Origin of the sequence: Veillonella parvula, assembly GCF_036456085.1 — a bacterium.
Classification (GTDB): Bacteria; Bacillota; Negativicutes; order Veillonellales; family Veillonellaceae; genus Veillonella; species Veillonella parvula_E.
Genome location: NZ_CP138632.1, coordinates 2160877 through 2185020, shown reverse-complemented (window position 1 = coordinate 2185020; position 24144 = coordinate 2160877). Strand labels below are relative to the sequence as shown.

General features: G+C 39.3%; 14 protein-coding genes, 3 tRNA genes and 1 riboswitch. All 17 genes read right to left on the bottom strand.

From position 1 onward, the window contains the following. Positions 1-16: 16 nt before the first annotated feature. Positions 17-1321 (bottom strand): phosphomethylpyrimidine synthase ThiC, encoded by a 1305-nt coding sequence (gene thiC / locus PK1910_RS10140; RefSeq protein ID WP_105087091.1) that lies wholly within the window; start codon positions 1319-1321, stop codon positions 17-19. A 78-nt stretch (positions 1322-1399) separates the two neighbouring features. Beyond that, positions 1400-1507, bottom strand: a riboswitch (TPP riboswitch). Between the two features lie 77 nt (positions 1508-1584). Then, positions 1585-3738, bottom strand: a complete 2154-nt coding sequence (locus PK1910_RS10135) for an ATP-dependent Clp protease ATP-binding subunit (protein WP_287511558.1) — start codon at positions 3736-3738, stop codon at positions 1585-1587. A gap of 274 nt (positions 3739-4012) precedes the next feature. Further along, a complete protein-coding gene (locus PK1910_RS10130; protein ID WP_105087093.1) occupies positions 4013-5212 on the bottom strand; it encodes a type I restriction enzyme HsdR N-terminal domain-containing protein in 1200 nt (399 codons plus the stop codon). A gap of 57 nt (positions 5213-5269) precedes the next feature. Continuing rightward, positions 5270-6427 (bottom strand): type I restriction enzyme HsdR N-terminal domain-containing protein, encoded by a 1158-nt coding sequence (locus tag PK1910_RS10125; RefSeq protein ID WP_105087094.1) that lies wholly within the window; start codon positions 6425-6427, stop codon positions 5270-5272. A 241-nt stretch (positions 6428-6668) separates the two neighbouring features. Further along, positions 6669-14114, bottom strand: a complete 7446-nt coding sequence (locus PK1910_RS10120; protein ID WP_331298930.1) for a YadA-like family protein — start codon at positions 14112-14114, stop codon at positions 6669-6671. 369 nt (positions 14115-14483) lie between these two features. Continuing rightward, positions 14484-14560: transfer RNA gene (locus PK1910_RS10115), tRNA-Arg, on the bottom strand. A 101-nt stretch (positions 14561-14661) separates the two neighbouring features. After that, a tRNA-Gly gene (locus tag PK1910_RS10110) sits at positions 14662-14735 on the bottom strand. A 10-nt stretch (positions 14736-14745) separates the two neighbouring features. Then, a tRNA-Pro gene (locus tag PK1910_RS10105) sits at positions 14746-14822 on the bottom strand. Between the two features lie 380 nt (positions 14823-15202). Beyond that, a complete protein-coding gene (locus tag PK1910_RS10100; protein WP_331298928.1) occupies positions 15203-16408 on the bottom strand; it encodes an NAD(P)-dependent malic enzyme in 1206 nt (401 codons plus the stop codon). A gap of 288 nt (positions 16409-16696) precedes the next feature. After that, positions 16697-17479: an adenosylmethionine decarboxylase gene (gene speD / locus PK1910_RS10095; RefSeq protein WP_008715652.1), complete on the bottom strand. Its 783-nt coding sequence runs from the start codon at positions 17477-17479 to the stop codon at positions 16697-16699. Between the two features lie 77 nt (positions 17480-17556). Then, positions 17557-18054, bottom strand: coding sequence for a metallophosphoesterase family protein (locus PK1910_RS10090; protein WP_227065420.1), 498 nt, complete (start codon positions 18052-18054; stop codon positions 17557-17559). 66 nt (positions 18055-18120) lie between these two features. Next, entirely contained in the window at positions 18121-18696 is a 576-nt protein-coding gene (locus PK1910_RS10085) for an XTP/dITP diphosphatase (protein ID WP_123138469.1), read from the bottom strand. 1 nt (position 18697) lies between these two features. Next, positions 18698-19453, bottom strand: coding sequence for a ribonuclease PH (gene rph, locus PK1910_RS10080; protein ID WP_105087097.1), 756 nt, complete (start codon positions 19451-19453; stop codon positions 18698-18700). A 163-nt stretch (positions 19454-19616) separates the two neighbouring features. Continuing rightward, a complete protein-coding gene (locus tag PK1910_RS10075) occupies positions 19617-21041 on the bottom strand; it encodes a histone deacetylase family protein (RefSeq protein WP_105087098.1) in 1425 nt (474 codons plus the stop codon). After that, on the bottom strand, positions 21031-22743 hold the full coding sequence (locus PK1910_RS10070; RefSeq protein WP_331298925.1) for a hydantoinase/oxoprolinase family protein: 1713 nt from the start codon (positions 22741-22743) through the stop codon (positions 21031-21033). Before PK1910_RS10070 ends, PK1910_RS10075 begins: the two co-directional genes overlap by 11 nt. A 195-nt stretch (positions 22744-22938) precedes the next feature. Further along, positions 22939-23589: a coenzyme F420-0:L-glutamate ligase gene (locus PK1910_RS10065; protein ID WP_004698361.1), complete on the bottom strand. Its 651-nt coding sequence runs from the start codon at positions 23587-23589 to the stop codon at positions 22939-22941. A 12-nt stretch (positions 23590-23601) separates the two neighbouring features. Further along, positions 23602-24141 (bottom strand): hypothetical protein, encoded by a 540-nt coding sequence (locus PK1910_RS10060; RefSeq protein WP_004693598.1) that lies wholly within the window; start codon positions 24139-24141, stop codon positions 23602-23604. Positions 24142-24144 lie beyond the last annotated feature (3 nt).

Here is a 24144-nt window from a genome sequence, read left to right as displayed (position 1 = left end):
TCCCATATGAAAAAGCTTATAAAATATCAATATATTCTTCTTGTAAAGCTTTATTCATACTGCGTACAGCACAAAACTTGCCACACATCGAACAGGTTTCACCATGATCTTCCTCCGGTGCTCTACTTTCACGAATAGAACGAGCCCGTTCCGAATCAAGGGCACAAGCATATTGTGACTCCCAATCGAGAACTTGACGTGCCTTAGCCATAGTGTCATCTATATCTCTTGCATTAGGAATACCACGAGCAATATCTGCAGCATGCGCCGCTATTTTGAAAGCCATAATTCCGTCTTTTACATCATCTGCATTTGGTAAGGCTAAATGTTCCGCTGGTGTAACGTAGCATAAGAAGGACGCACCATGCATACCCGCTACAGCGCCACCAATAGCAGCCGTAATATGGTCATAGCCTGGAGCAATATCTGTGACGAGCGGTCCCAATACATAGAATGGCGCTCCATCACATAAAGATTCTTGAACTTCCATATTCATTTGTATTTGATGTAAAGGTACATGCCCAGGTCCTTCAATCATAGCTTGTACACCATATTGTTTCGCTCGTTTTGCCAATTCACCAAGCCTTACAAGCTCTTCAATTTGGCACACATCAGTTGCATCCGCCAAGCAACCTGGACGACAAGCATCACCTAAAGACAACGTAACATCATATTCTTTGCAAATCTTTAAGATTTCATCAAAGTATTCGTAGAATGGATTTTCATGACCTGTCATGCTCATCCACGCAAATACCAAACTGCCTCCGCGACTAACAATATTAAGCAACCGTTTATGATTCTTGATTTGATCTATTGTTTTTCTCGTAATACCACTGTGGATAGTAATAAAATCTACACCATCTTGAGCGTGTAATCGGATAGTGTCCAAGAAGTCTTGAGCCGTTAATTCACCCAAATCTTTTTGATGATGAATAACACTATCATAGATAGGCACCGTACCAATCATTACTGGCGATGTCTCGATTAATTTACGTCTAAAAATACGAGTATCACCATGAGTTGAAAGGTCCATGATCGACTCTGCTCCAAGTCGAATGGCTCGATTAACCTTTTCAATTTCACTATCATAATCAGTAACGTCTTTCGATGTACCTAAATTAACATTAACTTTCGTTCTAAGACGCTTACCAATCCCCTCTGGCGAAATGCTAGTATGTTGCTTGTTACAAGGAATAACAACCTTTCCTGCTGCCACTAGTGAACGTAATACGTCTTCATCCATACATTCTTTTTCCGCGACAACTTTCATTTCCTTCGTAACTACACCAGCCACAGCCGATTCCAATTGTGTCATAAACATTTTTACATCCTCCTATATAAAAGACATATATAGTTAGGTATGCAAAAACGGGTATCGAACAAAATGATCGATACCCGTATTAAGTATTAGCGTGCTTCCTACGCGGGCATGATCCCGATCAGGTATAAAGGTCAGGTGCTCGCAGCCCTTTCTCAGCCTATATAATAGGCTCCCTTGCATACTCACTATATAATTATGCTATTAATATTACTACTTTATTCAGATTTGTCAAATGATTATTCCGACACTTATACGTCTATTGTTTATTTCTCAGCCTTATCTTGGTCTTTACTATCATCGGAATCTGCTTTTTCAGAGATTGCAATGTGTCCATCCTTAACATCAGCAAGCAAGTGTTTTACATCGATATTATCCAAGTAGAAATCTGTTACATTATCTCGGATTTCAGATTCCACAACACGGCGTAACGGACGAGCGCCCATAGTTTTATCATACCCTTGTTCCATCAACAATTCTTTAGCTGCATCAGTTACATCAAGAGTAATGTCTTTCTTAGCCAAAGTCTTATTAACTTGATCGAGCATTAAATCTACGATTTTTTTCAAATCTTCTTTGCTTAATTGATTGAACTCGATAACTGCGTTGAAACGGTTCAAGAACTCTGGACGGAAGAATGGCGCGATGCGTTCCATTACATCTACTTTATTTTCATCATCACTGTCATTACCATAACCGAAACCTGCATTGGATGTAGCGATGATAACAGTATTTTTAAAGTTTACTGTGTTACCTTGACCATCTGTTAAGCGACCATCGTCCAATACTTGTAAAAGTAATGTAATAACTTGAGGGTCTGCTTTTTCGATTTCATCGAATAATACGATGGAATAAGGATTACGACGTACGCGTTCAGTCAATGTATTAGAGTTATCTTCATAACCAACATAACCAGCTGTAGCGCCGATTAATTTAGATACGGCTGTGCGATCACTATATTCGGACATATCCAAGCGAATGATTGCATCTTTGTTACCAAACATATCTAAAGCTAATTGTTTAGCTAATTCTGTTTTACCTACGCCAGTAGGACCTACGAATAAGAAGCTACCGATTGGACGGTTACCTTCGTCAAAGCCTGCACGGTTACGACGAATTGCTTTAGATACAGCTTCTACTGCTTTATCTTGACCAATTACATGAGCTTCTAAACGAGATTTCATGTCTTTCAAGCGTTCGATATCGGATGCTCCCATTTGAGATACAGGGATACCTATCATTCTTTCAACGGCTTCTGCTACATCGTTAACCTTAGCCACTACCTTTTGATTTTCTGTATGGTTATCAAGCTCTGCTTGTAACTTTTGAATACGCATTTTTTCATTAATCGCAGATTCATAGTCTTCTTTTTGAGCATATTCCTCTTGTTTTGCTTTAGCATCTGCAATATCGGCTTCCAATGTTTTAATATCTGTTACAGGATGTTGAGATGCCAAGTGAGCTGCTGTTACATCGATTAAGTCGATAGCTTTATCAGGCAAGCTACGTTGTGGAATATATTGTACGGAATAATCTACAGCTGCTTTCAACACCGCATCTGGCAATTCAATATTATGATGCGCTTCGTACAATGGACGAATGCCTTGTAAGATTTTGAAAGTATCCTCTGCAGATGGCGCATTTACCTTGACTTCATTAAAACGACGAGCGAGAGCCGCGTTTTTCATGATTGTATTACGGTATTCATCTTGTGTTGTAGCACCAATAACAGTCATTTCACCACGAGACAAAGCAGGTTTTAAGATATCTGCCAAGCCTTTGGACCCTTGACCATCACCTGTGGAACCAGCACCCAAAATTTGGTGAATTTCATCGAAGAACAAAATAATATTGCCAGCGGCTTTTACCTCTTTAATAAGGTTTTGAATATTTTCTTCGAAAGAACCACGGTATTGAGTACCAGCTTCCAATCCGGAAATATCAATGGAAATGATTTCTTTATTTTTAATAGCTGCTGGAACATCACCATTTACAATAGCTTGTGCCAAGCCTTCTACTACTGCAGTTTTACCAACACCAGCATCACCTACAAGTACAGGATTATTTTTAGTACGACGTGCTAAGATTTCTGCTGTTTCTTGGATTTCTTTATTACGACCAATTACAGGATCAAGTTTACCATCACGAGCTTGTTGAGTTAAGTTTGTCCCCAAACGAGCAAGGATACCATCTTGTTTAATTTTACCTTGTTGCGCAGCTTGAGCAGCTTGCATTTCTTCATTAGATGGTAATCGACCAGTTTGACGATAAAACGCAAATTCTTCTGGAGTTACTTCGCGACCATTAATCTTATAACTACGTCGTTCTGTGGAATAACCACCCATATTACCCATCAATTGATTAAACAAATCATTCATGCTAGAAAATTCATTACCAAAGTTGTTAAAGTTGTTGTTCATATATTTTACCCCCTCATACATCATAGAGTTTAACTATTTGACTAATACTATTTTTACTGGGTTTATTTACCCTACGACATTATAATAACCCTTAAAAGTCAAAAAGTCAATATGTCAAAGTGTATTTTTTGACTTTTATTTTGACCAATTCGATTTATGAGGAAAGAATGTAGATAAATACTGGATTTATAGGGCGCAATTAAAATTAAACTTTTGAGTGATTTATTATAAATGCAAAAAAGACCATTCGTCGAATGGTCTTTTATTAACAATATTACTTTGATTTTTTATATTCTGCTCTAAATCCATCACGAAGTACTGCATAACGTAGTAAATTCCTTATAAATGATTGTACATTAGGATCGCTCCACTCTAATAAACGAGAATTATTTAAACATCCAAGAAATATTTCATCACCATGAACAAGCTCAGGCGCCCGCTCCTTAATATATGCAATAACATCTGCTCTTTTAGCTGCGCCCCCTTTACCTCTTGTTAAAGAACCGTTATGTACTATATCTACTATATTAGTAATCGGATTATATCGACAATACCGATCTAAATTTAATTGAAGGGAATGATGCCGCGATTCTTTATTAGCTATAGATATATTAAGTTGAGTAGAGCCACTTCTATTCCCCCAGTGTGGATCATTTTCAGTATGTATAGTTCCACAAATACTAATACCAAGCACTTCATCTTTATTCATATGGTCTTTTGCAATAAATAAGCGAGACCAAACCTGATAATTGCCACCGCCACTATTACCAAAGTGTGGCATACTTACATAGCAATCCTCTGTTACACCTATATTTTTTAATACATCATTCTTTTTAATTTCCTTATGCAAAATTAAATTAATTAGGTTTAAAGCAACCCCTCTGATATATTTAGGCGTATATTCACTAATATCCCCATGCTCTGCAAATGCCTCTTGAAACTCATCAGACATAAGTTCTTCATATTTATATGCCTCAAAGGGTTCTGGCTCGACAAAAGAAATTTCTTTTATTAAAAGCTCCTCTAATAAAGGAATATCCTTAACTTCATGATATGCCCCATCATTATAATAATATATAATTGCCTCCACACCATTAACCAGCATAATATAATCAGCACTAAGTATTTCTCTATATCCTGAAGCCTGATTAAATACTTCATCACCTAGCACGTTAATATGAGGCGCCTTACATTCTATAATCATCAATACATCTGTACACTCATCATCACGGTAGACAACAATATCTGCTCTTCCACGTAATCCCTTTTTAGTATGTGCCATTGATTCTTCTACAAAAATCCGATTAATAGGTATTCCTAATTCTTGTTGCAAGAATACAATTGTTTTTTGGCGAACACACTCCTCCGGTGTCGCAGCTAACAAAAAACAACGTATTGGATCATATATACAGTCTCCATCCCGTTGAAATTTTTCAAGTTCTATCTTATCAAAAATCTCTTCTATATACTTCATAATAGATTATCTCCTCAAATCATTTACTTGTTCTCAACAACTATAAATTTATAGATATTACTTCCTTTTATATTTTGCACGCACTTCATCACGAAGTATTCCATATCGAAGTAAATTATTTATAAAGTTTTGAACATCAAAATGCTCCCATTCCAACAACCTAGAATTATCTATACTACCAAGATATACTTTATTCTCTCTAATTAAATCTGGTGCTTTATCCTTTACATAATCTATAACAACTTGGTGTTTCATAGATCCACCTCTACCAAACGATAGGGCTCCATTATGTGTAACAGTTATCATATTGGTAACTGGATTATACTCACAAAATTTATCCAGATCTAATTGTAAAGTATGATGTTTATTTTTCTTGTTCGTTATTGATACATTTAACTGTGTATTATAATAACCAATCATACTAAGACCCCAAATTAAGTCTTTATTCTTATTATCTTTAGCGATAAACAAACGGGTCAACTCTTGATAGTTATAACCAGCACTATTTCCAAACCTAGTTCTTTTTACACCAAAATCCTCTGACACACCTATCCCAATTAAATCATCATGATTAATAGCAGTTTTTAGTAAAATTAAATTTAAGAAATTAAGTGCAAATAATTTTATATCATGGTATGTAGAATCACCTAAATAATTTTCTTTTTGGAATGCACGTTGAAGGTCCTTTGACAAAATATCATGATAACTATATGATTTTATCGGCAATGCTCGAGCATACTCTACTTCATCATTTAAAAGTTCTCTATAAGAAGGAATACCTTCAATTTCTATAGCAAGTCCAGAATTATATTTATACATTATAATCTGATGCCCATTAATCAGCATATAATAATCAGCATTAAGAATTTTAAGATATCCTTCTGCCTGCTCACGTACTATATAACAAGATACATCCACCTCAGGGGCCTTACATTCGATTACTAAAAGTGCATCTTTTTTCTTATCATCCCTATAAACAACTATATCTGCTCTTCCCCGTTTTCCTCTTTTCACATGAGCCATAGACTCTTCAACGCTAATCCTCTCAAGTGGCACTCCTAAGTCACTCTGTAAAAAATGAATTGTTTTTTGCCGTACCACCTCTTCTGGTGTGCATTGGACAAATATATTTCGTATAGGATCAGCAAAGGATGTTCCTCCCGGTTTATATTTCTGTAATCTGATATTATTAAATATCTTTTCTATATTTTCCACAATATAAATCCCCTTATAACAGCTGTTCGAAGTTCATTATTCCTTCATTTTTAACATTATATCATACATAAATATTAGTAGTCTTATAAAGGGACACTACAGTTAAAACCAAAAAGGTTCCGTATTTCAGTTGAGGCTTATCGACCATCAACTTCCTACGGAACCTTTTCCCTTTACGACATCGGATAACACTACAAGAATGCTATAGCGAAATCATCATTTTAATTACTATATTTAGTTATTAACCTTTAGTTGCTAGTAAACTATTAACCATAGCTTTCAATGATTCGATTTCAGCTTGTTGTTTATCCAATACTTCCTTCTGTCTACTATTCTCTTGTTTCAAAGAGGTCATTTCATCCTGCATCACATAAATGGAGCTGATTGGACCGCCTTTGTAGCGTTCTGATACAGCTTTTTTAGCATCGCTGTTACCAAACTTGTGAGTATAGCCGGCATTGATCATATTATGACGTCCACCTACGGAAACACCCACGTTGAACATTGTATCTTCATTAGTATAATGAGCAAGACCTAATGCTGCTGCACTCTTACCACGATAGTTACCATATCCGGCCATCACTTGAGTTGGCTCTAATGGATCATATTGAATTGGTTTCAACGCTGACATAGCCGCCGCATGAGCGCCTACTCGTTGTGTTTCGGTTTCAACATTAGCAATTGCATTAGCAAGCTGAGCATTAGATTTTTTCAATTGACCAAGGTTAACTGCATCTGTATCTGCTGTACCAGCTGCAACGCCCTTGATTTGATTGTTGCCATTATTCAAGCCTTCAGTAGTCAAAGACACTGTACCAGCATTTGGATTTTGCGGATTAGCAGGTGTGATAGTCACGCCAGAGCCATTTACAACAGAAGTATTTCCTGCTGCATCTTTGCTCTTAATAGTGTCACCTTTCATAACAGTAGATGCACCATTATCGTCCTTCACTTCCACACTGGACAAACCATTTAAATCTTTAGCTAATTGTACTTGCAACTTGCCGTCTTTTGCATTAACGCCGATATTGTTATCAGTCAATTTTGCTGCGTCAGCACCACCAACGATTTCAAGTTTTTCATTCAATGTCTTGTCGATGACTGTATTTCCGTTATCACCAGCGAAATGCAAGCCGTCGTTCATAGTCGCTACGGTTTCTTTTACAGGATTGCCGTTAGCATCTTTCGTTTCATAAACGATACGATCTTTACCAGCACCAGTACCTGTCAAGCCGTCAGCACCTTTAGCCGCTGTAATAGATGCATTCGCACCATCTTTACCGCGTACGCCCATAGTGCCGTCAGCACCGTTCAATACAACGCCCGGTTTATCATTTGCTACATCGCCTACGGATACACTTTCAAGGCCTGTCATATTTTTATTCAAGGAATACGTGAAAGTAGTACCTGTTTGGTCAATAGTGAGGTTGTCACCGGCACGGAATTCTACTTCCGTTTTATCGCCAACTTTAGTTGCTGTATTATTGCCTGTCGCTTGGCCTGTGCCTATAGCACTGCTCTTCGCCAACCAGCCGAAGTCCGCTACCTTATCTTCTACGGCCATCACACGAGTATCTACCGCTTGGATTTGGTCTTCTGTCGCTGCTTGACCACTCACAGGAGCCTGTCCACGAGTCCAGGTCTTATTGGATAAACCGTTCACAGTACCTTTATTGTCCTTGTTAACAGTTACATCACCCGCTTTGAGATCTTTGCCTTCTACAGTACCTTCGGATGTAATATTGCCTTTAGTCTTGATGCTACCATCGGTTCCGTCAAGAACAATATTACCATTACCCAAGTTAACTTTGTCCGCCAACTTGATATCGTAATTCGTATGACCGTCAGCAGGATCAACAGTTTCTTCTAGTACCAAATTCGGAGTTTCTGTATCTTTCTTATTAACAGATACTGTTGTTTTAGATGCCGCTGCCGCTTTCTTCACATCACCGATATTCGCCGCATTAGTATCAACATCACCACCGCTCGCTACATTGGAGATAACTTTACCACCATTGTTTAAGCCTTTATCGGTAAGAGATATTTCATTTGCACCTGGATTAATGGTCATGCCTTTAGGACCGTATTGAGTTGTGTTCGTACCATCTGTCACAGTCGTGCCTGCACCACTAATTGTGGATACTGCATTACCGTTTTTGAATTGAGCGCTAGTCAAGTCATTTAATTCTTTAGACAATTGTACGTGCAACTTACCGTCTTTCGCATTAACACCGATGTTGTTATCGGACAATTTCGTTGCATCAGCACCGCCAACAATTTCGAGTTTTTCATTTAATGTCTTATCGATAACTGTATTTCCATTATCGCCAGCGAAATGTAAACCATCGTTCATTGTTGCTACGGTTTCTTTAACAGGATTACCGTTAGCGTCTTTCGTTTCATAAACGATACGATCTTTACCAGCACCAGTACCTGTCAAGCCGTCAGCACCTTTAGCCGCTGTAATAGATGCATTTGCACCATCTTTACCGCGTACGCCCATAGTGCCGTCAGCACCGTTCAATACAACGCCCGGTTTATCATTTGCTACATCACCTACGGATACACTTTCAAGACCTGTCATATTTTTATTCAAGGAATACGTGAAAGTAGTACCTGTTTGGTCAATAGTGAGGTTATCACCGGCACGGAATTCTACTTCCGTTTTGTCCCCCACTTTAGTGGCTGTGTTATTACCTGTTGCTTGACCTGTACCTACTGCACTGCTCTTCGCCAACCAGCCGAAGTCCGCTACCTTATCTTCTACCGCGATAACACGAGTATCTACCGCTTGGATTTGGTCTTCTGTCGCTGCTTGACCACTCACAGGAGCCTGTCCACGAGTCCATGTCTTATTGGATAAACCGTTCACAGTACCTTTATTGTCCTTATTAACAGTTACATCGCCCGCTTTGAGGTCTTTCCCTTCTACAGTGCCTTCGGATGTAATATTGCCTTTAGTCTTAACAGTACCATCTGCACCATCAAGCACAATATTATCATTTCCTAAGTTAACTTTATTTGCCAACTTGATATCGTAATTCGTATGACCATCAGCAGGATCTACAGTTTCTTCTAGTATCAAATTCGGAGTTTCTGTATCTTTCTTATTAACAGATACTGTTGTTTTAGATGCCGCTGCCGCTTTCTTCACATCGCCGATGTTCGCCGCATTAGTATCAACATTACCGCCGCTCGCTACATTGGAGATGACTTTACCACCATTGTTTAAGCCTTCATCGGTAAGAGATATTTCATTTGCACCAGGATTAATGGTCATGCCTTTAGGACCATACTGTGTTGTGTTCGTACCGTCTGTCACAGTTGTGCCTGCACCATTAATTGTGGACACGGCATTACCATTTTTGAATTGAGCGCTAGTCAAGTCATTCAATTCTTTAGACAATTGTACATGCAACTTACCGTTTTTCGCATTAACACCGATATTGTTATCGGATAATTTCGCTACGTCAGCACCGCCAACAACTTCCAGCTTCTGATTCAATGTCTTATTAATAACTTCAGGATTATTATCGCCACCGAATTGCAAACCGTCTTTTAATGTTGCTACCTGTTCTTCAGTACCAGCTGCATTAGTATAAACAATGCGATCCGCTTGGTCTGTTTCACCTACATGAGCATCACCTTTTCCAGTCTTAATAGTTGCCTTTGCACCATCCGGATTTGTAAGACCTAGACTAGTCATATCAGAAATCTCTTTATTTAAGGAGAATGTAATATCTCTGCCAGTTTGATTTACATTTAGGTTATTACCTGCTTTAAAAGCCACTGTATCAGAACCTGTTACCGTACTAGTTGAATCACCGGAATGAGTTCCGCCATCAGCAGCAGTAGCGACATTCCATGTTGCCAAAGTCTTAACCTTTTGTTCGCCTTCCGATGTAAGATTATCTAGCTTATTCGTTGCGGCGTTATTGATTTTAGCCTTTGTATCATCATTGATATCAACAGTTACTACCCCATCTGCAGCAGTTGTAGCAGTCGTCATGGCACCATTTTTAAAATTCAGACCTTTCTTTAATGTAACGGTCTTATCTGCCCCATCATTATCCTTATAAGTCAGGATAGTAGATTCTGCTACCTTAGTTGGATCAATACCAATTTTATAAGTTGCTGTATCTTTGTCCGCACTAAGCTCAGGTGTCACAGTAAGCGGGCCATTAGGATCCGCTACTGCCATTGTAACCGCTTTAACAGCTTCTTGTTTAACCGCTTTTTCTGTCACGGTTACCGTTACATCATCGCCGGCTGCGGAAGTTGTCACAAGGCCGGAACCTTTTACGTTAAACTTCACATCACCTGTACTTAAGGATTTTTCTGTTGTATTACCTGTATCGCCACCTAAGGAAATCTTACGAGCCAAGGCTGCCGTATTAGTTGCAATGTTCTGCGTATTGGTTGCAATATTACCTTTATTTGTGGCAATTTCTGTAGCATTTTTCGTGATATTGTCCGCATTCTTCGCAATATTGTCCTTATTCTTATCGATATTAGCCTTATTCGTAGCAATATCATCTTTATTTGTTGCTACTTGTGTATCAACGGCTTTCAATTGATCTTCTGTTGCCGCACGGCCACTAACAGGGGTTGTAGTACCAGGTGTCCAGGACGTATTAGTAAGCCCTTCTACCGCAGGTGTTGTCACCTTTGTCGTAGCTGTTACAGTATTAAAGTTTACATCATTTTTAGTCGCCACAGTAAATGTCTTACCATTTTGCGTAATAGCGATATTGGAACCATCATTAAATGTAACGGTATCTCCACCTGTTACTGTTTCAGCATTGCTGTTATTAGCCTTTACCTTCCATGCGGACAAGCTCTTAACCTTTTGTTCACCATCTGGTGTAAGGTTATCTAGCTTGTTCGTTGCGGCGTTATTGATTTTAGCCTTTGTATCATCATTGATATCAACAGTTACGACTCCATCTGCAGCAGTAGTAGCAGTCGTCATAGTACCGTTCTTAAAGTTCAAGCCCTTCTTTAATGTAACGGTCTTATCTGCCCCATCATTATCCTTATAGGTCAAGTTAGTAGTCTCTGCTACTTTAGTTGGATCGATACCAACTTTGTAAGTTGCTGTATCTTTGTCCGCACTAAGCTCAGGTGTCACAGTAATTGGACCATTAGGATCCGCTATTGCCATTGTAACCGCTTTAACAGCTTCTTGTTTAACTGCTTTTTCTGTCACGGTTACTGTTACATCATCACCGGCTGCAGAAGTCGTTACAAGGCCTGCACCTTTCACATTAAACTTCACATCTCCTGTACTTAAGGATTTTTCTGTTGTGCTACCAGTATTACCACCTAAAGAGATTTTACGAGCCAAAGCTGCCGTGTTGGTTGCAATATTACCTTTATTTGTAGCAATTTCTGCAGCATTTTTCGTGATATTGTCCGCATTCTTTGCAATATTGTCCTTATTCTTATCGATATTAGCCTTATTCGTAGCAATATCATCTTTATTTGTTGCTACTTGTGTATCAACGGCTTTCAATTGATCTTCTGTTGCCGCACGGCCACTAACAGGAGTTGTAGTACCAGGTGTCCAGGACGTATTAGTAAGCCCTTCTACCGCAAGTGTTGTCACCTTTGTCGTAGCTGTTACAGTATTAAAGTTTACATCATTTTTAGTCGCTACAGTAAATGTCTTGCCATTTTGAGTAATAGCAATATTGGATCCATCATTAAATGTAACGGTATCTCCACCTGTTACTGTTTCAGCATTACTGTTATTAGCCTTTACCTTCCATGCAGATAAGCTCTTAACCTTTTGTTCACCATCTGATGTAAGATTATCTAGCTTATTCGTTGCAGCGTTATTAATTTTAGCCTTTGTATCATCATTGATATCAACAGTTACGACCCCATCTGCAGCAGTAGTAGCAGTCGTCATAGTACCGTTCTTAAAGTTCAAGCCTTTCTTTAATGTAACGGTCTTATCTGCACCATCATTATCCTTATAGGTCAAGTTAGTAGTTTCTGCTACCTTAGTTGGATCGATACCAATTTTGTAAGTTGCCGTATCTTTATCTGCGCTAAGCTGAGGTGTCACAGTAATCGCACCATTAGGATCCGCTGCTGCCATTGTAACCGCTTTAACAGCTTCTTGTTTAACTGCTTTTTCAGACACAGTTACGGTTACATCTTTACCAGATGCAGTAGTTTTAGCAAGACCAGCACCTTTAATATTTAAAGTACTATTAGCAAGATTAACATCACCTGTGCCGGTATCTCCAGCTACTTTCAAATTCACACTCTTTAACTGTGCCACATTTACAGCATCTGTATCAGCTGTACCAGCAGCTACCCCTGTGATTTGCCGTGTATTCGTCTCATTACCTACAGCAAAGGCACCTAAAGTAGATGTCAATGCTTTACCGGATAAAGAGCCATATTTATCGGTTCTAGAGTCATTTACATCATAGCCTGCTACACCGCTAGCTGTGCTTGCTTTAGACTGTGAACCTATAGCTACACCATTCGCTACAGTAACAGTTGCACCACTACCTAAAGCAGTCCCTTTAATAGCAGCAGTTGTTGTAGAAGCATCAGGACCTATAGCCATAGAATCAGTTGCCGCTGCACCTTTATTAGATTTATTCCCAGCCAAATCAGAATTAATAGAAATATATTTAGATAAAGTCTTCTCAGCTATTGCATATAATTGAGAGCCATTCACCGCATCGGTAGAAGTTGCACTAACAATACCAGGTGCTACATTTTTGAGCTGACGTTCATAACCAGGAGCACCGAAGGATACAACGTCACCAGGCAACACATTTTCACCACCGGCCCAGTTAACCGTATCTCCATTACTCATAGTATAGCTTGTTTGTGCCACACCCGCTGCATCAGTATTAGCACCACCACCGATTGCAATGGAGTTATCCCGATTAGCTTTGGCACCGGCACCGATAGCGATAGCATTAACTACATTACCAGCCTTACCATCTAGGCGAGTAGCAGAATCCGCCCCCATGCCGAGAGAAAGACCCAAGTCACCGGCTTTAGTTTTCATACCAATGGCAGTCCCTGCATGACTAGCTGTAGCAGTTATGTATTGAGGTAGTTGGATATTCGCCAAATCTATAGATGCCTGTCTCAATGTACCCGTTTTTGCTTGTCCAGTGTTAATATCTGTATAAGTTACAGTTCTAGCGAATGCGACCTCTACGTCATCACCTCCGACTACAATAGAAGAATCCCCACTAGCTACAGTATTACCACCGATAGCAATAGATTGAGAACCCGTCGCTTTAGCACCACTATCATCAGAAGCTCCACCGATAGCAATTGCCTGATCTTCTGTTGCTCGAGAATGTCCACCGATAGAAACACTATTATTACCACTAGCAATAATCCCAGAGCCAATACCAATTGCCCTATACCCATCAACTGAAGAAGTTCTAAATTGACTGCTTGTCCCTATAACTATACTAGACATATTACTTGTAGTTGCATACTGACCGATTTTAATAGAGCCTTTGTCTGTTAGCTCCGACGGTAAAGTCGCCCCCATAACATGAGCTGCACCACCAGTTACCGCCAACACAGCAAAAACACTAGTCAATACAGCCTTTTTAGCACTATAGTTATTTGCTATCTCAGACACAACTACATAACACTCTTTGCTTTTACTCCAAATCACCTTGAAAATCTTATTCATGAAACACTCCTATTACAAGAACTATAACCTAAATATCCATTTATAAAACCTCATACTTACATATGAAAGCTTATAATTAACTATAATATTTATAATTATATAAAATTTTCAATATAACAATCAAGATAATTTCATTTTCTATTCATGCTTTATCATCATATAAGAATCCAGTATTTACAGTATTATTTTAATTCTATTTTAGACTTTTGCCATCTTATAAGTACATTATTTTACTCATTCATATATTAGTTTATGAAATTTTATTCATTTTTAATGCAGATTTATCTTTTTACATTTTTTTTATATGTAACTATGCTAAAAACGCAAACAAAAACGGATAGCTCATTACGAGCTATCCGTTTATTTCTTTGGTGATCCAGGAGGGATTCGAACCCCCGACCCACGGCTTAGAAGGCCGTTGCTCTATCCAACTGAGCTACTGAACCATGTGGATTACCTATATAATTATCTATTATAGTATAAATTATGTACTATGTATCGTCAACTACACCCTATCTTAGTATACCCTAAAAAAGGCAAAAAAAAATGGAGCGGGTGAAGGGAATCGAACCCTCGCGACCAGCTTGGAAGGCTGGGGCTCTACCATTGAGCTACACCCGCAAATAAAAAATGGTCGGAGCAGCAGGATTCGAACCTGCGACCCCCTGGTCCCAAGCCAGGTGCGCTACCAAACTGCGCTATGCCCCGTCATTAATTACTTTGCTATTATAGCAAACCCGGTAGTTGATGTCAACCACTACTCTTGCTGAGTTCTTACTCTCTTGAGTATCGCTCTGCAACGAAAATTATTATATCATTGATAGAAACTAGTGACAAGTACTTTTTTACAACTTCATTAATTTTTTTACTGATACATTAATACATTCTTTAATATATATCTATCCTTACTTCTATTATCCTATATGCCTACGCCTCTATATCATTTTAATCTATAGATTATTCACCCTAATAGTATAAAGCCAATCATATACTTAATCGATCATATAAAAACATGCACCCCTTTCGAGGTGCATGTTGTATTGTTCTATGGTTATATAAGATTATAAAATGCTAGTAAAGCAAATAAATTAACCTTCGTAGCTACCATCTTCTATTGCTTGAGGGTTTTTAGCAATACCTTGTTTTACAGCAACTTCAGCAACTGCTTTAGCAACAGCTGGAGCTACGCGAGGATCGAATACGGATGGCATTACGTTTTCTTCGTTCAATTCACTATCAGGAATCAAGTGAGCCAAAGCGTCAGCAGCAGCTAATTTCATTTCGTCAGTGATTTGAGACGCACGAACGTCGATAGCACCGCGGAATACACCTGGGAATACTGCTACGTTGTTGATTTGGTTAGGAGCATCGGAACGACCTGTACCAGCAACACGGATACCAGCAGCTTTCATATCAGCATATGTTGCTTCTGGATTAGGGTTAGCCATTGCAAATACAATTGCATCGTCAGCTAAGCTTTCCAAAATTTCTTTTGTGAAAGCACCTGCTGCAGATACACCAAGAAGAATATCAGCACCTTTAGCATTTTCAGCCAAATCGCCGTGTTTTTCTTCAAGTTTTAGTAAATCGATTAATTCAGCTTGTAAAGAGTCAAGACGTTTGTAGTCTTTATGCAATACGCCAGAGGATACCAATAATGTAATATCACGAGCACCTGCAAGGTATAATAAGCGAGCAATATTAGCACCTGCCGCACCAGCACCGTTTACAATGATTTTAGCAGTAGCTAAATCCTTTTTAACCAAACGAAGAGCGCCTTTTACACCTGCTAAGCATGCGATAGCAGTACCGTGTTGGTCATCGTGGAATACAGGGATTTCTAACTCTGCTTTCAAACGATTTTCAACTTCATAGCATTTAGGAGAGGAAATATCTTCCAAATTTATACCAGCAAAGTTTTTTTGCAACAATTTTACTGTATTGATCAATGTATCAGCATCTTTTGTATCTACAACCAATGGAATGCAGTCTACATCACCGAATTTTTTGAACAATAAGGATTTACCTTCCATTACTGGCAATGCTGCTGCAGCGCCAATATCACCAAGACCAAGTACACGAGTACCGTCAGATACAACGGCAACCATGTTGGAACGGCAAGTTAATTCGAAGGATTCTGCTTCATTATCTTTAATACGCAAACATGGTTCTGCTACACCCGGTGTGTAAGCTACAGATAAATCATGAGCGTCTTTTAATTCATATTTTGTTCCTACAGTAAGGAAACCTTTTAATTCACGTTTTTTTTGTACAGCTAATTCACGTACGTCCATAACTATTCTCCTTTGTGGATACACTCGGACTCTTTAGAGTCGGTAATTTATACCTTTAACTAATTGTATTATACATAATGTAATATAATAATTCAAGTTTTTTCGATATAGTTTTTTGAACTTTTTAAAAATAACTATCATTAAGATCCCGTAGTAATAATGATTAAGCTCCAGTAGCAATAAAGTAAATTATAAAAAAGTAGATAAACCATATAAGGCTTATCTACTTCAAGTCTATATTTGTATTATACGATTAAAGCTATAACAACAATGTCATAAAAGCTGTCTTTAAGCTTTTACAGATGGCAAATTGCGTCCATAGAAGATTTCCATCATTTCTTGTTTTAATTGATGTTTAATTTGCTTGATTTCGCGATCGCTCAACTCTGACTCAGTAATGCCAAAAAGATAATTATCTAAATCAAATTCTTTTAACATCATCTTTGTATGGAAAATATTTTCTTGATATACATTTACATCAATCATGTTGTACATGTTGCGAGTTTTTGCACTGATGTAATTTTGAATAGAATTGATACGATGATCAATATAAATTTTCTTACCAGACACGTCCCGAGTAAAGCCACGTACATGATAATCCAAGGTAAGAATATCAGAGTCAAAACTTTGAATTAAGTAATTAAGTGCATTTAACGGAGAGATTTGTCCACATGTAGACACTTCAATGTCGGCACGGAATGTACTAATCCCTTTGTGCGGATGGCTTTCAGGATACGTATGTACAGTAAGATGCGATTTATCTAGATGCATAACTACATCTTCTTTTTCAATTTCCTCTTCAGAAATCAAAATTGTAACAGACGCACCTTGTGGATCATAATCTTGTTTCGCTACATTAAGGATATTAGCACCGATGATATGGCTAACTTCCGTCAAAATAGCCGTTAAACGATCCGCATTGTATACTTCATCAATGTATTGAATGTATTGTTTTTTCTCTTCTTCCGTACGAGTATAACAAATATCATAAATATTAAAACTCAATGTTTTCGTGAGATTGTTAAAACCATATAACTTCATTTTAGGCTTTGCTTTAACTGGTGTATCCATGATATGTCATAACCCTTTCCATGCATAGACTTACTATTCCTTTTGAAAGTTTCAAAACCGAAGCTTTCACCATATAACTAAACAATATCTTGTTTATATACAAACTCTACATCAAACTGTCCATTATCGTAGGTAACGATGGCAAAGGTACCACCGGAGCGATCACGAGCCAAAGAAATACTACCAGGATTTACAAATACCGCATCACGGGCACGAACCTCCCCATGATGATGGCTATGACCGGACACGATGAGTCGCGCACCCATGTCAGTTCCTAACTCAATCAGTTTTTGTATTCGATTATAATATGATACCTCATGACCATGTGTCATGTAAATATAGGTATCTTCAAGAGGAATTAATTGCTCTCGTGGTTCAAGCGGTTGCACACGGTCGTTGTTCCCACGCACAGCATATACAGGAATATCAGTATGTGCCTGCATATAGCGTGCGTCATCTCCAAAATCGCCAGCATGAAGCCACATATCAATGTCTTGATCAGCCGTAGCAGCCAAAACGAGGTCGATATCCTCTAGATACCCATGAGTGTCACTTAAAATGCCAATTCGTTTCATTGTATTTAATCTCTAATGCCACTATATTATATATTTATATGAACTATACCATATAGTTCGAAAATATCAAAGTTTGTTAATTAATTCACGTAGTGCACGGCCACGATGACTAATCGTTTCCTTCTCTTCTATACTTAACTCTGCCATAGTCTTTTTAAACTCAGGCACATAGAAGTACGGATCATAGCCAAAGCCATTCTCCCCTTTTGGCTCATCTTGAACGAGTCCATCACAATAGCCTTCCGCAGTAACTTCTCGGCCATCAGGATATACAAGCGCTAAAGCGCATACATAATGACCTGTACGGTTACTTTTCCCTTGTATTTCACGAATTAACTTCTCGTTGTTTGCATTGTCATCACCATGACGACCTGCATAACGCGCAGAATATACACCTGGTGCACCATTGAGGGCATCGACAGTAATGCCAGAATCATCAGCAAGGCATGGGCGATTCGTAGCCCTCGCATAGTAACGAGCCTTCAACAGAGCATTTTCCATAAAGGTTGTACCAGTTTCCTCAGGCTCCTCAATGGAAATCACAGCTTTTACAGGTACACAATCGATAGATAAATGGGAAAAAGCCTCAGAGAACTCACGAATTTTCCCTTTATTGCCTGTAGCAAGCACAATTTGTTCCATTTTATACCTCCGGAGCTGTAGGATACTCTTTACCTACTTTATCTGCTGTCGCACCAAGTACTTCACGTTGTTTAGCCATGAGCTCATCTGTAGCAGCCTCTGCTAAATCAAGTAAAGCGTTGAGCTCATCACGATTAAATGTACCGTGTTCACCTGTGCCTTGTACTTCAACCATATTACCAGAACCGGTACGGACTACATTCATATCTACAATGGCGGCACTATCCTCTTCGTAACAAAGGTCCGTAATAGGACCATCTGGACCAATACCTACGGAGATGGCTGCACAGAAGTCAGTAATTGGAAATTTGCCAGCTCCGCCAAAGGTGAAGTCCACCGCATCAACGAGGGCTACAAAGGCACCGGTAATCGAGGCTGTTCGTGTACCACCATCCGCTTGAATCACATCGCAGTCGATAGTGATAGAACGCTCTCCTAATGCTTCAAGGTCCACAACAGCACGCAATGCACGACCGATAAGGCGTTGAATTTCTACAGTCCGTCCTGTTTGTTTTCCCTTTGCAGCCTCACGGCTCACGCGAGTTTGCGTAGAACGTGGCAATAATGAGTATTCCGCAGTTACCCATCCTTGCCCAGAACCTTTTAGCCAGCGTGGCACAGAATCTTCAACAGTAGCTGTACAGATAACCTTGGTCTTACCACACTCAATAAGTACAGAACCTTCTGCATACTCTGTAAAATTCCGTGTTATTTTAATAGGTCGCAATTGACCCGCTGTTCTATTATCACTGCGCATAGGAACCTCACCATTCTAAAACTAAATATTAGAACGCCCCTTACACAAAGGGGCGTTATTTCTTATATTATATCATAATTTTTCTATTTTTCAGCATTACGAATCATATTATAATTTACGATTCTAACATGATAACTCACCTTATCATTTACAAAGATTAACATTATAGTTCATATTGTCCGTCACCAAGTGGATCTACCACAACGTAACGGCTAGCTCCCCCTTCTGCTTTGGCTCGTTTTGCTTCTGCGATAGCATCTTGACGCGTTCCTTCATCTGCTTGCCAAGGGATAAACATAGCATATACACTTTGCGGCCCATACGGGCCGTATTGTCCTCGTGAAAACACGCTATGCCAGCCTACCTTGTCTTCGTACATGCGCACCCTTTCAAGGCGCTCCTCTTGTACCCCCGTTTCATCGTAATACACATTGTAACGATTTGACCAAATATCACCTACACCAGCACGTTCTTCTTCTGCTATACGATATCGATTAGCCCATTGTACCTTCCACTTAGCGATAAGCTCATCTATATAATTTGTTACACTTTGACTTTGTTTATATTTAACAGGGTCAAAGGCAGGTTCTACGACCTTGCTGTAATCAAGGCCTGCCATGGATAAAATGATACCTGTATTCACATATGGCAATGCATCCTGTACGGAATATCCCCCTTCTAAGACTGCTATATCTGCTTGTAATAAATCGACTAACTCTGCATAGCCTTTTGCAGTTACCTGCATATTGGCTAATGGATCGCTAAAGTGATTATCTTGCCCAGCCGAGTTAATGACGATATCTGGATTAAACTCTTCAAGGATAGGCAATACAAGCTCACGCATGACCTTCATCAAGCCTTCGTCACCGGTACCAGGCGGTAGTGGAATATCGATGTTACCACCGATGGCCTGAGGTCCACCAAATTCATCCATAAAGCCTGTGCCAGGATATAAAGTACGTCCATCTTGATGGAAGCTAATATACAACGTATCAGGATCATGGTAAAACACATCTTGAGAACCATCACCGTGATGTACATCAGTATCTACTACGGCAACGCGTTTAATTCCATAAGTTTGACGTATGTGTTGAATCATAACGGCTTCAATATTAATCGTACAGAAGCCACGAATACCATGAACCATAGCCATCGCATGGTGACCTGGTGGTCTTACCAATGCAAAGGCGCGATCTACTTCACCGCGCATGACCGCATCAGCTGCCGCAATAGCACCTCCAGCAGATACTCGATGAGCTTCAGTCACCCAAGACTCTAAATTTGGAGCACCAACATGAACTCGCTCTATTGTATCCCAATCAGCTACTATTGGATTATATTCTCTAATATTCGGTATATCTAACAAACCTTCCTCTACAATTTGATCACGCGTATAGAGTAAACGCTCTTGTCGTTCAGGATGTGTTTCAGAAATTTTCCAGTCAAACGCAGGGAAAAAGACAAGACCTAAACTGTGATGATATTTAGCTTTATCAATAGTAGGATTCACGTCGTCATTCAGTTTCGTGTTTATATCCTTTTCTATAAGACCATGACGCTCACGATAGGATAAACCTTTATTCCACATAGTGTTTCACCCCCGCCGCTAGTTGTACTTTCACCGTAATTAAACGCTCCATAGATTGCCAGCCCTCTACCACAGGGAAATCCTCAATGCTAATGATCTCGATTTCTTGCGCCGTATCTAAACCTAAACGTAAAGCCTCTTCACTAAGAGCCTCCTTAACTCGTTCTACAACTTGCTCCGCTCGTTTTAAAGTACAATTTTGCTGTTTAATACCTAATTCCGGAATGACAAGTAAACGACGTTTTGTATCTACATGGACAGTGAGTTCGATGGTAGATAGGGCTAGCGCAGCACCAATAGCATTCGCTACGGCTGCATTTTCTGGAATCGTAATAGGTAAATCCATATATTCTCCAATGCTCGCTCCGAGACTTGGCGCCGTGCCTCCTACTACAACAATATGTTCAGGCACAAATATATCAGGATTTACAATATCTGCCACCACATAAATAGGGCATTTGTTCTCAACCGTTATGACCTCATCTACGCCACGTTGAATCGTTTCCAACGCATTTTGTAGGATTAGTTTTGCTACATCAGAGGCGGTCTTAATAAGAGTTAGTTGATTATTTGAGGTATTTATATTATTAGATTGCAACGCAGCCTGTATAGCATCCGCTAAATCTTGTAAAGCTCGTGATGCTAGATTAAAGTCGCCATAGTTCGCGTGACCGAGCACGATAAGTGCATCCCCCAAGGTAGGTTCTACACCACCTAGAGCTACCGATGGTCCCACTCGTTCAGGACCTACGGTAAGATTACCATTTTTAAGGCGAACTACAGATTCCCCACCAATGCCGACCGAGGTAACGGCAAAGGATCGCACTGCACTTGGATACTCACGGATAGATACACCATTTTTTGTCATCAATGGTCTACCATGCTTCCAAAGGGATATATCCGTTGTAGTGCCTCCAATATCTAGAGCCACTGTATGCTGATTACCTATAACACCGAGAGCAGATAGTCCAAGAACTGTTGCGGCGGGGCCTGTAAAGGCGGTCTCTACTGGGTGACTCACCATGTGTTCTACTGGTAGAGAGCCTCCATCTGCTTTTAAAATGTGAAGTGGGGCCACTATATTCCGTGCACTGAGAGCATCTTCAACATTTTTCTTAAACACCGTAAATACTGGTGTTACAGCGCTATTAAAATAAGCGCTAATAGTACGCCGAGGAAAATTTAAAGAACCACTTAATAAACTACCATTAGAAATTGCATGATATATGTTTTTCAATTCTTCTGTTATAGATAGTTCCTCTTGAGGATTCCGCACCCCAAATTTAGCGGACACAGCAGCCAAATCAGTACCACTACGTGTTTGAACCATGTTGGCTATACCACGTACAGCATCAGCAGGGGTACGCTCTACAACGATACCTCTATGATCTGTATAACCTTGAAGGTATATAGGTTTCACGGGGAATATATCATCTACATTACGGCCTGGACCTGTAACCACATAGAGATCTACTACTTGCTCCTTCTCTTCTACGATGGTATTCGTCACCACGGTAGTAGATAAGGTTACTTGTTCAATATTTGATGTATCATAACCCTCCAAAACCGCATCTAAGGCCTCACCTATACCATTCATTAGATTATCCTTTGTAGTCCGCCTCTTGGCAGTTGCCACTACACGATGGCCATCAATGATAACAGCATCGGTAAAAGTACCACCTACGTCTAACCCTAGTAACATATAACCTCCTTATTAGTATTAATAAAGAATCTATACAAACTCAAAACAAAGTAAAGAAAACTCAATTTAAGCTAGCATATAATCTCTATTTGAACTAATATACAAGCCTTCTTCAAACCTGCGTATAGTCCGTATTCAGTCTCATTATATATAAAAAAGCTGTACCCATCTCTATGTGATGAGTACAGCCTTCTGTTATTTACCAGATACAGATGCGTAATTTTTGATGATAACAATCGGAGTCATTTGGCTATCATTACCAAATGGATTATCAATCAACAATTGTGCAATTTTCTTAGCGTCAATGCCACGACTTGTACCTAAAATAGCAGACCGTTTCAAGTCATTAACGTCAGCTACAACGGCACCATAACAACCTGTGCGAGATACAATTTTCTCAGCCACTTTATCAGGATCCTTTGGACCAAATACAATATGCTTATCAAATGGAGGCATAGTCCCCGTTACATCATCGGTTAAGGATGCAGCACGAGCAATTGCATAGAACACGCCAGGTTTACGGAAAATTTTAGCAATAGCACCTAAAATAAAAGCACCTAACACCTTCCATTTACCGTCCAAATTCATAGCCGATTGCATACCATAAATAGATGCCATGGAGCCATCTGGATGAATAAAACGATTAATTAAACGAGCTTGCCAGCATACATCTAGCTCTTCAGGACGTGTAAAACGGCCTTGCGTAATAGCTACTACAGATTCAGCAACGCATACGATATCTTCAGGTCCAATATTATGACCGCCAAATTCAACGATAGCATCAACGATGTCATCATTATCTGTAAGAATACGTGTTGGCACACATACTAACTCTAATTCTGCCATTGTTATGCCTCCTTATTGAACCATTGCTGCTTGAACTTCTTCAGCAGTCAAACGAATACGCTGTTTATCGATATGATAGTCTGTCCGACCTACGATTTGGTAGTAAATATCGATGTCCATATAAGGGAATCCCTTAATATCTTCTCGAATATTGCCAGTTTTACCTGTTAATGTAACATATACACGAATTGTGCCACCTTTGCGTGGTTTGATAATTATAGCTTCAAAGTATCCATCTTGACGCGGACGATTAATATCCATAGCCCAGGCATTTACCTTAACTGCATCAAAATGTTCTTCAGGTAATAATGGACGTGGAAATAAGTCCATTATTGTGCCCAATTGGCGCCCTTTATTTACAAATGGAATATCACAGAACAACGTAATGGATTCAAAACTACGATCAGATACTTGAAAGTTCGTTGCTCGTTTCGCTAATAAGACAATATTTTCATTACCTTGTTTCAATACAAACAAACGGAATAATAAGTACAGAGCTGCAACAGCCACAATAATAGCTATTACTGCACTGAGGATGTTATAAAACCACATAGG